General features: G+C 61.2%; 4 protein-coding genes. 2 read left to right on the forward strand and 2 right to left on the reverse strand.

Annotated elements, in window-relative coordinates; translation table 11 throughout:
• Positions 1–318: transposase (locus Y703_RS0108705; protein WP_026552398.1), on the forward strand; the 318-nt coding region annotated here is incomplete at its 5' end.
• Between the two features lie 20 nt (positions 319–338).
• Here the strand turns inward: Y703_RS0108705 and Y703_RS22505 are convergent.
• Positions 339–494: a hypothetical protein gene (locus Y703_RS22505; protein ID WP_173400622.1), complete on the reverse strand. Its 156-nt coding sequence runs from the start codon at positions 492–494 to the stop codon at positions 339–341.
• A gap of 120 nt (positions 495–614) precedes the next feature.
• On the opposite strand from Y703_RS22505, the gene Y703_RS0108715 reads away from it, so the two are divergent.
• On the forward strand, positions 615–1,067 hold the full coding sequence (locus Y703_RS0108715) for a PGPGW domain-containing protein (RefSeq protein ID WP_026552399.1): 453 nt from the start codon (positions 615–617) through the stop codon (positions 1,065–1,067).
• A gap of 14 nt (positions 1,068–1,081) precedes the next feature.
• Here the strand turns inward: Y703_RS0108715 and Y703_RS0108720 are convergent, their stop codons facing one another.
• A complete protein-coding gene (locus Y703_RS0108720; RefSeq protein ID WP_026552400.1) occupies positions 1,082–1,966 on the reverse strand; it encodes a DNA-formamidopyrimidine glycosylase family protein in 885 nt (294 codons plus the stop codon).
• Positions 1,967–2,014: the final 48 nt, after the last annotated feature.

Consider the following 2,014-nt stretch of genomic DNA (forward strand, 5'->3'; position numbering starts at 1 on the left):
GACGTTGTCATCTGCGACAACTATGCAACTCATAAGCACCAGAACGTGTTGGACTGGCTGGCTGGAAACCCCCGGGTGACCATGCACTTCACTCCGACCAGCTGTTCCTGGCTGAATATGGTGGAGATCTTCTTCGGGATCATCACCCGCCAGTGCCTCAAACGCGGGGAATTCAGCTCGGTGAAAGAGCTGGAAGAAACCATGGACCGCTACATCGAGAACTACAACCAAGACGCCAAACCATTCACCTGGACCAAGTCAGCGGAGTACCTCCTGGGCAAGATGAAACGCAAACAAACCATTAACACGGAGCACTAGGGAAACTTGTTCGGTATTGACTACTTGTCGCCGTCCGAGTCCTCTTCAGGCTCAAAATTGTTCGCTTCCTTGGTGACGCCAGCGCCTATCCCGTCCTCCGACTCGGGAATGGTCCCCTCGGGCCCTTTGGACTTTTCATCGGCGTTCGTGTCCTCTTGATTCGGCTGGTCAGTCATGGGGCTCCTCCTGGTAGGTGTTGAACTCGTTCTGCAATCCTACGAGTCCGCCGACCTGCCCGACGACTGACGTCCGTGGAGGCGAAGCGAAAGTCCTCCCACTTGTGGGAAGCTATTTTGATGATGAAGGCGGATCGAGTTCACCCCTGGATACGGCGAGTCGCCATTGAAGTGGCAGGCTGGACCCTGGTGGTGCTAGGTATAGCCGCATTGGTGCTACCCGGCCCCGGCCTGCTCATGCTCGCCGCCGGGCTAGCTGTACTCTCGCTGCGGTACGTCTGGGCAGACCGCCTGCTGCACCCGATCAAGGCTCGGGCCTTGGAGGCTGCCGCCCTGGGCGTGCAAACCTGGCCGCGCATCCTCCTCAGCATGCTCGGCGTCCTGCTGGTGATGACTGTCGGTGTGGTCTGGGGTTTGCAGCCCCCGGTTCCCGGATGGTGGCCGCTGGAAGATCGGTGGTGGCTTCCGGGAGGCTGGGTCACCGGGGGCACCATGATCGGGTCAGGCATCATCGCCATTTCCCTCATCGTTTACAGTTACCGCCGGTTCAGGCCCAGTCGGCTGGCACGCTAGAACGGCCGGACCGGCTACTTAAGGAACTTTGATGACCGCCGGTCGGCCAGCGGTTTCCCCCCGGTCTGGCAAGTCGGGCAGTATTGCAGCGAGGAATCGGCGAAGGAGACCTCGCGAACAGTGTCACCGCACACCGGACACAGTTCACCGGTGCGGGCGTGGACTCGTAAGGCTTCCCGCTTGGTGTCTTTGAGTTCCTTCGCCGGCCGGCCCGACGCGGCATCGATCGCTGTCCCGAGCAGGCCGAGCATGGTGGTGTGAAGCACTGCCACGTCCTCGTCACCGAGCTTGTTGGCCAGGGCAAAAGGCGAGAGCCGTGCTGCGTGGAGAATCTCGTCGCTGTAGGCGTTCCCAATCCCTGCCACCTTTGACTGGTCCCGCAGGAGCCCCTTGATCTGTCCACCGTGCGAGTGAACCATCTCGGTGAAGGACCCAAGATCCATCTCAAGGGCATCGGGTCCCAGGCGGGCGATCCCTGGAACCTCTTCCGGATGGTTGACCAGATAGGCTGCGAGAGACTTTCGGGTGCCAGCCTCGGTAAGGTCAAAGCCCGGGTCCCCACCGGATCCCTGGTCAGCAAATCTCACCCGCAGAGCGATCAGCCCCTTGCCCGGCTTCAGCGCAGCACTGCTCAGGCTATCGGACCACCGTAGCCACCCGGCGCGGGCGAGGTGCAGCACGAGGAACAACCCGCCGATCTCAAGCACCAGGAACTTGCCCCGACGGCCCACAGACTCAACCTGCAACCCGCCGAGCGCCTGCACCGGAATCTGTGCTGTTTTGAGCACCGAGAAGGACACCACTTCGAGGCCAGCGACGACGGCGGGTGGGCCGTCCTCCGGAATCAGCTTTCGTCGCAGGAAATCCACTAGTCCCTGCACCTCAGGCATCTCTGGCATGGACCTAGGTTAACACTGCTGACAACTGGCAGGGGCCGAAAGTAGCGG

Source organism: Arthrobacter sp. H20, assembly GCF_000520515.1.
Taxonomy (GTDB): domain Bacteria; phylum Actinomycetota; class Actinomycetes; order Actinomycetales; family Micrococcaceae; genus Arthrobacter_D.

Excerpts from the sequence above, each read along its gene's own strand:
- Y703_RS0108715 (WP_026552399.1), top strand. The coding sequence starts at position 615 with ATGATGAAGGCGGATCGAGTTCACCCCTGGATACGGCGAGTCGCCATT.
- Y703_RS0108720 (WP_026552400.1), bottom strand. The coding sequence starts at position 1,966 with ATGCCAGAGATGCCTGAGGTGCAGGGACTAGTGGATTTCCTGCGACGA.
- Y703_RS22505 (WP_173400622.1), bottom strand. The coding sequence starts at position 494 with ATGACTGACCAGCCGAATCAAGAGGACACGAACGCCGATGAAAAGTCC.